The sequence below is a fragment of the Scytonema hofmannii PCC 7110 genome (assembly GCF_000346485.2).
GTDB classification, from domain to species: Bacteria; Cyanobacteriota; Cyanobacteriia; order Cyanobacteriales; family Nostocaceae; genus Scytonema; species Scytonema hofmannii.
Genome location: NZ_KQ976354.1, coordinates 8,288,686 through 8,298,028, shown reverse-complemented (window position 1 = coordinate 8,298,028; position 9,343 = coordinate 8,288,686). Strand labels below are relative to the sequence as shown.

The window sequence follows — 9,343 nt, the reverse complement described above, 5'->3', positions numbered from 1 at the left end:
CCCTCCCTCCCTCCCTCCCTCCCTCCCTCATTCCCTCCCCCTAGTCCTTAATCCAGGAGTGAAGGCTAATAAATCCAGCATTGTTAATCAAGTGTTGACCTTGATCGCTCAATAACAAAGCAGCATAAGCCCAACCCGCCTGCTCATCTTCTAGACCATTTTGCTTAACGAGCACGCATAATCGGCGAGTGACTGGATACTCTCCACTTTGCATGGCTGCTCTGTTGAGGTGATTGTGTTGATTTGGACATTGCGAAAGCTCTACAAGAGGTTCTTCATAAGGAGGTACGAGATGATCTGCTTGATACCCAATTGGCAAAGGTTTAACATGACACTGTGTCACGACTTCAGTGGCAGTTGCATAATATATACCACCAGGGTCTGAAGCTACATTTCTCAGTCCACTGGTTGTGTTAGCAACTATCTTGACTTTAGGACTTAGTTTTTCACCTTCCAACAGTTTGTCTACAAAGAATTCAACTGTACTACCTGCTTCTTGAGATCGAGAGTAAGGAGTGAGCGGGAGGTCTGGTCCACCAACTTGCTTCCAGTTGTGAATTTTACCAGTATATATCTTTTTGAGTTGAGCAATTGTGAGACCGGGAATTTTTAGACTTGGATGAACTGCGATCGCAATTCCATCTATAGCGACTGGTATCTCTTTGAAAGCAAAACCGCGTTGCAGTGCTTGTTGGTATTCTTTCTCTTCCATTGGACGAGAAGATTGAGAAAAAGCCAGCTGATTCTCTAATAACATTTTGATCTCAGTACGAGAGCCTGGGGAATTGAGGTAGCGCAATTTAAACTGAGGCCAAGTGCTTTGAATAACTGGGTCTACTGTTTTTCGGATGGGGTCCCAAGTTGTACTACCTCCATAATTAAATAACCCTGATGGAATATTTGGCACTGCGTCAAAGGTTTGAGCCTTAACACCTGCTTTTCGGAGTTTTTCTTGAGCAGCATAGTTAAATAACTCAGACGGAGTTTCTGGCACTTTAGTAGAAGTGCGCTCCCAATTGTCAAGGTTCTGAAGTTTTTTCCTAGCAACATCTTTAGAACCCACAGACAAGTTAGTCACAAATTTTAATTCTAAACCAGACCAATGACTGACCCACCAAAAACCTATACCGAGCGGTACGGATGCAATAAGGAGGAGTAAAATCAAGGTTGTCGTTTCTTTGATTTGAGACATACAGCCTTCGCCAATTTATTAAGCCTGACCAATGATATTTTTTAGTGCTGACAAAAGCTCTAATTCTATATAAGGTTTAGTGAAGTAAGCACTAGCACCTAAAGCCATTGCAAGATCGCGATGTTTACGGTTACTGCGGGTTGTAAGCATTGCTACAGGAATTTTTGCGAGTTGAGGGTCTTGAAGACGGTAATCCAAGAACTCAAATCCATTCATGTTAGGCATTTCAACATCACAAATCATGAGTTGTACGTTTGCACAGAGATGCAGTTGTTCAATAGCTTCCCATCCATCACGGGCTTGCAAAACTCGATAACCAGCTTTCTCCAACGTGAAAACCAACGCTTGTCTAGCAGTAGCAGAGTCGTCAACAACAAGCACTGTGGGGGTGAAGTGTGTGTTATTGATAGAATGCCAATCGGTTGCTAAAGACTGTGATATATGTGGGGTAGCGGTTTTACCAGTTTTGCTTTGTTTCAAAAAGTCTTCTAATAACATAGCCCCATTAATAACAGGAATGAGGCTGCCATCTCCTAAGACAGTACAACCGGAAATATAGTTAGGAGGAGGAACGATCGCTCCAAAGGGCTTGATCGCCAGTTCTTGCTCCGCAACTAAGCAGTCAACTTCCAGTGCAAACATCTGTTGCTCTCGACGAAGCAGCAATAGTGGAGGAGTTTTATTGTCTGCTGAAATAGTGCTTGCCACATTGCTAGAGAAAGTTTTTGGTGATGGGCAATTGTACTCTAAAAGATCGATTAATTGATAAACAGGTACAGATTGCTCTTGCCAAGTTAAAAATTTACGCTCACCAGCTCGATCAGTGCGATCGCCTTGAGTTTTAATAATCCTGACGATGCTATCAATTGGCAGTGCGACAGTTATGAAACCCATCGAGCAAACTAATAATTTGGCAATCGTTAGTGTAAACGGCAACCGTAAGGTAAAGGTTGTACCTTGACCGGGAGAAGAGGTTACTGTAATATTGCCCTTCAGAGATTGTAACTCAGATTTAACAACATCTAACCCAACGCCTCGTCCAGAAAGTTCGCTCACCTGACTTGCTGTTGAGAATCCAGGCTCGAAGATCGTTTCAAACAGTTCATCTGTAGAAACTTCTGCTAATTGTTCTGGCGACAACAAACCTCTTTCAAGAGCTTGAAGACAAATACGTTCTAAATTAAGCCCTTGGCCATCATCTCGTACCTCAATAATAGTTTGATTGCTATGGTGATAAGCTCGAATTTCAATCTCGCCTTGCTCTAGTTTTCCTTGTTGATGCCGAAGTTCTGGGGGTTCAATACCATGATCGAAGGCATTCCGAAGTAAGTGCAGAAGTGGATCGTAGAGCTTCTCAACAATGGCTTTTTCAACTTGTACTTCTGTCCCTGTCAGTTTTAAGTTAACAGGTTTGTGATAGGTAGTAGACATATCCCGTATCATTCTAGGAAAATGACTCAGCACGTTACCGATTGGTAACATACGAGACCACATGAGTTCATCCCGAAGTTGAGAAAGCATTTGACGCTCCTGTCGAATTGTTCGATTTGAGCGTCCACTAAACATGGCAATATCATCGACTGCTTCTTTAAGCTGCGCTACTTCTTCTAAAACGTCTTGTAAGGAGGAGTATAAATCTCCATAGCGATCCATTTCCAAAGAATCAAACTCTGTCAAGGAAAATTTAGAAGCTGCTATCTTGTGTCTGCGACTAGTGGATTCTGAAGCAACAAGCATCATATCTGATATATTTTGTATCTGCTTAGTAGCTTCTTGAAACCGCTCAAAACGATGGAGTAATTCTTGGATAGCGGCTTGAATTTGTTCATTTTCAAGAGCAAATATGTTGCGGTTAATCGTTAATTCGCCCAAGAGATTATTCATCCGCTCTAACCGAGTCAGATCGACCCGAACTGAAATATTAGAGGTATTGGTAGAAAACTGCTCCTGAGCTTGTTTGCGAATTTGAACTTCCTGCTTTGCAACGGGCTGAATTGAAGAATGTTCTGGGATCTGAGACAGCACAGTGGCGCTGCTAGATGTAGGGCTGTCATCACTTGCTTGTGTAGTAAATGGTTTTTTACTTAATAACTCTTCTAAGGAAAGAGGGGGAGCAGGTTTTATGTTTGAAGACGCGATCGCAGGCTCGAATAAATTTGAAGATGTTTCTTCAAGAGTTTCTAAGTTTAAGGAAACACTGGTTGAGTCGAATAGATTTAAAGGGATTTCGTCAATAATGGTGTTTTCTGCCAAAGCTATCAGATCTGCTGAGGGGCTACCTCCTTGGGCGCGATCGCCTGCAAGAACAGCAGATCGACCTGCTTGAAAATCAGCACGTGCCAATTCAGCAATGTGCAATGCGCGATCGGGGTGAGCAAGTAGCGCCGCCAAAGTTGTTTCTGCAATTGCTTTAAATCCTGGAAGTTCTAAAAACTCAGCAAATCTGGCAAAGACTTCTACTTGTGCGCGTAACTCTTCATCAATTTTATAGTTTTGAGGGTTAGCAACAATTGTATGTAGATAATCTAACCTATCAGCTATATCAACTGTAAAGACTGATGCAACCATGTCAACATTGAGATCTACAGAGTCAGGTATATGATAAATAGCCTGTGCAAGCCTATCTCCCAGTTTTGCTTCTATTTGGGTAAATATAGGATCGGCAGAGGTTAGGGCTGACTCCGGGTTAAAGTGACCAGTTTGAATTTGCTCTGTTAAGGGCACTTGCAGACAATCGTAAGCTTGTAGCAGCAATCCTTCCAGATCGGCATCAATTTCTAGTGTCTCATCGTAAAGATCTCTGAAAATATCCTCTAGTCGATGGGCAATAGTTGTGATGCTTTCAAGCCCTACAATAGCTGCACCTCCTTTGAGAGAGTGAGCAGCTCGCATTAACTCATGAAGTTTATGAGGAGTGCGTTCTGCTCTTAAGGTGAGTAACCCTGTTTCAATGATTTGTAGGAGTTCGGGAACTTCTTCAATGAAGAATTGATAAGTTTGGTCGTGAACATCGCGGGACATCAACATAATTGGCTTCTCCCCTGTCATCAGTAGAACACATGAAGCTACTGTACTTTGAACTGACTGACACTCTCTTGCAACAATTGAGCGACTGTCAGTAATTCCTCAAAGGAAGTAGACACATCGCTAGCTGATTTTGCTGTGTTGTCCGCAATTTTCGCAACTTCTGTCATTGTTTGAGTCACAAGTGCAGAATTCTGAGATTGCTCCATTGTTGCTCTAACAATTTCTTCTACCACTTGATTGATTTGAGTGTTGGCTGTGAAGATTTGATTCAACCCAAGAAGGGTTTCATCTACCAATTTAGTTCCAGACACAACCTGTTCAGTACCGACTTCCATTGCAGCAACCACCTCGCTGGTTGCTCGTTGAATGTTGAAGATTAGCTTTTCTATATCATCGGTGGCTTTTGCTGATTGCTGGGCTAGCTCTCGAATTTCCTCCGCAACGATCGCAAAGCCTTTACCTTCTTCACCAGCGCGAGATGCTTCTATCGAAGCGTTGAGTGCTAAAACATTTGTTTGCTCCGCAAAATTCTTAATTAAATTTACCACTGTAGAAATCTTTTGAGAAGATTCTCCTAAATACTTGACTTTTTTTGATGTTTCTGTTACTATTTCGCGAACTGACACAATTCCTTCTATTGTTAAAGTCATCATTTCGTTACCCATTTGGACAGTTTCAGTAGCTTGTTGAACTGTTGCTTCTGCGGCTCTAGCATTTGCACTGACAGCATTGATTGAATCAGCCATGGCTTGAATTCGTTGAATAGCGGCTGTCATTTTTTCTGACTGTTGCAAAGCACCTTCGACTAATGTTTGAACAAGCTCGCCACTGTTACTTGCAGTTACTTCTACTTGGTTGGTTGCACTTTTGACTTGAATCACAATCTCCCGCAGACTCTCAATCACGTAGTTATAAGAGTCAGCGACAGTACCAACTTCATCATCTGTCACCTTAGCGTAGACTGTGAGATCTCCTTGACTCACAGGATCTACTTCCACCAATAACTCAAACACCCGTTTTTGCAAGAGTTCTTTTTCTTTCACAAACTTCTGTATTTGCTCTGCCATGTTGTTAATGGTACTGCACAACACGGCCAGCTCATCTTCTCCTTGTACGCTCAGACGAGTATGCAATTTTCCGTGTCCCATTTTTTCAACAGCTTTAGTTGCGGCTAAAAGAGGACGAGTAGCCCTCTTTACTAAAATAGCTGCAGTTATTCCTACCAGTAAAGCAGCAGATCCTATTCCTATAAGTAGAACTTGGCGTAATCTCCCCAAATGAGTAAAAGCTTCCACTGTAGGGCGAACAATACCTACAGCCCAACCAGGCTCTTGCACCCCTTTCAACTCTGTCATGCCAATAAAACTGGCTAAAACTTGTTCTCGATCGTTTTTATCCTGTGCAATCCGAGTCACTATTAAACCCTTGTGGAGTTGTTCTGATGTTTGTGTCCATGACTCAGAAAATCCCTCATAATCTGCTTGTGCTGGGTGACCTATCAACTCTGGTTCGGTAGCTGCAAAAACCTGTCCATCCGGACCAACAATTTCGTATTCCCATGTTTGGCCTTGAATATATCTGAGTATTTCAGCCAAATGCTCTGCTGACATTTGAACGAGCACAACACCATCCATCTCACCCGTTTTAGTGTTTTTGATAGGTGCGGCTACTTCCAAGTGACTTTTACCTGATGAAAGATTTGTACTCGGGTTGTTAATGGCGGGAGACTGGGTCTCAATGGCACGCTTAACGTATTCTTCAGAATTATAATCCTTGTAAGGATTAAAAGAATGAGATGAATGGGATTGATACAGTAATTTACCTGTTGTGTCAACTATAGCAATGCTGTCATATTTTTCATTGCTAGCTTCAATAAAACTGTTTAACAAAGCTACCTTTTGCTCTTCAGTGGCCTTTGTACTTAAGTACGTGTTTGCAAAGAGGGAGGGATCGGAAACTGTTGTGTCCACCTGTTGTGGGTTTACAAGTAAAGGTGACTTAGCAATTGCTTCAGCATCTTCAACGAACCGATTGATGGTAGTGCTAACTACACCTCGCATACCAAGAATGCGGTTTTCTTGCTCTGCAATAATTTGCTCTGTAATAGTACGACTTGCCAAAGTATAAGCAATACCTCCAACAGTAGCAACTGGAATCACACTGGTAGCGATCGCTAGAGCCGTTACCTTTCTTGGCAAACTCTTCGGCAAAGTTGCGATCGCGTTTAGCATAGTGAGACTTAACGCCTTCCACCAACTCGCTTTCCTCCATTGAATAGAAAGCTGTCGAGTTTTAAGTGAGTTTCTGCTTTTGTTCGCTTTTTGGGAGTCAGGTATAAAAGACCCAAGAGGATTCTGAGCCATGAAATTTACCTCATGAGAACTGAGCAGTTGAAAAAATCAAAGTAGGGTGGGCATTGCCCACATAAAGCTTGTGGTGGGCAATGCCCACCCTACTGAGATTTCAAAAATCAAATAGGAGTCCTATAGTCTTGATATGGTCGAAAGAATAACTTCATCATCTAAAACAGCTAACTGTTCGCCATCGGATTTTACTTGGTATCCGCGTAAAAACGGTATCAATTGAGGGGTTGTCGCATCAGACAATGGAGATTGCAACATCTGTGGATCGCACCACTCAATCGCTTCTGCACGGTTAATTACTAGACCTACTATTTGGCTATCAGTATTATTTTCTCGCATACTCTTAGAACTTCCACGCAGTATAACTGCGGTATAGGTTGTAGTGAGCGAAAGTTGTTGATACCAAGGCATGAAACCTATCAAGTGAGCTAAATCAACCATCCAAAGTGCTTCACCCCGCCAGTTATAAGCTCCCATCACCCAAGTAGGGAGTTGAGGAATCGGTGTAATCTGACTAACATCGATTGTCAACACTTCAGCAAGTTGAGAAATAGGCAACAAGGCTGTTATGTCAGCTACAAGCTGAAACTTCAAATACTGATCCCCCGTCTTTGAGGAGGATGGGGCTACTGATAATGTTGAAACGTCTGTTGTGAGTGAAGACTCAGACCCCATAAGAATATCTCCTTAACTATTCAGATTTTACATACTTCCAACCCAAACAATTCCTGACAGCATGAAGTAGATCTTCTTCAGCCACTGGTTTAGATAAATAGGCATCAGCTCCCTGCTTTAACCCCCAGAATCGATCTGCATGACTTGTTTTAATTGAACAGAGAACGATCGGAATATTTGTTGTCTCGGCAGCCGCTTTTAAATCTCGACAGATGGCAAACCCATTTCGATCTGGGAGTACAACATCTAGGATAATAATATTAGGTTTATACCTACTAATCTGTTCTATTGCCTCTTCTCCATTACTGGCTGTCAAAACATGAAAACCAAATTGATGCAAATATCTCACAATCATGTCCCGCGCTGGTGCAGAATCTTCAATTACTAAGGCAATGGTTTGAGCCGTTGAGCCACTCTCAGTCGCTAGGGTAATATTCATAGGCGTCGAGTTCCAAAAAATAAAAGATATAAAAGCTAAGTAATTCAAAATTCCTTCAAATTGAAAATTTTCCCATTCCTAAATCGAAGTAGATTTTACATCACTGGTCACTGATTAAGCAAACTGAACCTGTTTTAAGTGTTTATTAATAACCCCTAAAACTTGTTTTGTATCAACTGTTTCTTTACTAAGAAAATCTGAAGAACCAACTATTTTAGCTCTAACTCGGTCGATGACTCCATCATTTCCTGTCAAAATAATGATGGGTGTATAGCGGAAACAAGCTAGCTTTCGCAGCTTACCACAAATCTCATAACCATTTGTATTGGGCATCATCAAATCTAGAAAGATTAAATCCGGTTTAAGGGCTAACAAAACACCAAGTGCTCTCAAAGGATCGTTCAGACCAACAAACTGATAGTTTGCAGCAGTCAGAATCTTTTCCATCTCTTGGCAAACCCAGGGATTGTCATCTAAACAAGCAATTAAGGGTTTTGGAGTCTCTAGTTGTTTCGGAGATGAAAAGCCTGGAGATGGTAAATCGGCAACAGTTCTTAATTCTACCAATCCCACCTGAATATAGGGCAACAGCGAACGGATAATAGTTAACGCATCCTGCTTCATCTCTATTGCCATTTCACGCAGAGTTTGCTGTTGTTCTAAGAGTTGGTTAAGCGTTTGGTAGACTGAAGATGAAATTCGCTGTTGCAGTTCGCTTATCTGATTAATCGCAGGCACTTGATTGGGCGAGCAATCAGCAACTTTTGCCGCCTTCCACGCTTGCCAAAGACGATCTGCTTCCGCAACGGCTTGTGCTGCATCAATTAAAACAAGTCTTTTAGGCAATGTGTTTTTTGGTCTAAGTTCATAAGTAACCTGTGCTGCTTGTGTAATGTCAAAGAGTACCTCAACAATCGTAAACCAAACCACCTTTGCAGCTTGCTCAGTGGTAATTTTTTGTTGTTTTACCCACAAACACAATAGTTGGTATTGCCAACAGCCACCAAAATCATCAGCAGTCGTATTCTCTAACTCGTACTGGAGTACTGAAAGATCGGTTGATTGCTGAGGCAGATAGACTGCTGAATATCGCTTCCATTGTCTCGCTGGGTGCTCTCCACCAGTGGCATACACGATAAAACCGCGATGCAAATAGACAAACCATTCTCGTCCGATCGCATTGGTCAGCACAAGTTGACCGCTAAACTGAAGTTGCTTCAATGTTACAAACATCTCAGCCTGCTTTGAAGCATCAAAATCCCTAATCGGCGGAGCGTCATTTCTCCGAGCTAGTAAGGCATCAACTGATTGGTAAAGGAGACTGCTGTTCATTGTATCTTTATGCAATCATTTCTAGATCTGGTATCCATGAAGTATGACTAGTAGAAGAAGCTCTCTACTCGTGTCTTTCGCTAACTTGCTCTCCTTAGAGTTGTGCTACGCATATAAGATAAATGCACTATGTCAGCAAGAAGCAGGAACATCTCAGCCCATTAAATAAATTTGTATATCATTAAGTTAAGCAGTAAAAGCTAGACAAACTTGAAACAAAAAGGTAACAAACTTGGGACAATTCCACAAGTCCAAGTATTTATGGTCTAAGAGATGGCGAAAAGGCAGTCCCGGTAAAAAAAGGCCCCACCCCCC

At 42.0% G+C, this 9,343-nt stretch carries 6 protein-coding genes; all 6 read right to left on the bottom strand.

What is annotated here, in order from left to right; translation table 11 throughout:
* Window positions 1-40: 40 nt before the first annotated feature.
* The 6 genes from WA1_RS35100 to WA1_RS35075 all read right to left on the bottom strand — a co-directional run bounded on the left by WA1_RS35100 (window position 41) and on the right by WA1_RS35075 (window position 9,028).
* On the bottom strand, window positions 41-1,192 hold the full coding sequence (locus tag WA1_RS35100) for a PstS family phosphate ABC transporter substrate-binding protein (RefSeq protein ID WP_017745966.1): 1,152 nt from the start codon (window positions 1,190-1,192) through the stop codon (window positions 41-43).
* Window positions 1,193-1,210: 18 nt separating this feature from the next.
* Window positions 1,211-4,219, bottom strand: a complete 3,009-nt coding sequence (locus WA1_RS35095) for a hybrid sensor histidine kinase/response regulator (protein WP_017745967.1) — start codon at window positions 4,217-4,219, stop codon at window positions 1,211-1,213.
* A 38-nt stretch (window positions 4,220-4,257) separates the two neighbouring features.
* Window positions 4,258-6,582 (bottom strand): methyl-accepting chemotaxis protein, encoded by a 2,325-nt coding sequence (locus WA1_RS35090; protein WP_017745968.1) that lies wholly within the window; start codon window positions 6,580-6,582, stop codon window positions 4,258-4,260.
* 120 nt (window positions 6,583-6,702) lie between these two features.
* On the bottom strand, window positions 6,703-7,257 hold the full coding sequence (locus tag WA1_RS35085) for a chemotaxis protein CheW (RefSeq protein WP_017745969.1): 555 nt from the start codon (window positions 7,255-7,257) through the stop codon (window positions 6,703-6,705).
* A gap of 16 nt (window positions 7,258-7,273) precedes the next feature.
* On the bottom strand, window positions 7,274-7,696 hold the full coding sequence (locus WA1_RS35080; RefSeq protein WP_017745970.1) for a response regulator transcription factor: 423 nt from the start codon (window positions 7,694-7,696) through the stop codon (window positions 7,274-7,276).
* 114 nt (window positions 7,697-7,810) lie between these two features.
* Complete coding sequence (locus WA1_RS35075) at window positions 7,811-9,028, bottom strand: response regulator (RefSeq protein WP_017745971.1); 1,218 nt, start codon at window positions 9,026-9,028, stop codon at window positions 7,811-7,813.
* Window positions 9,029-9,343 lie beyond the last annotated feature (315 nt).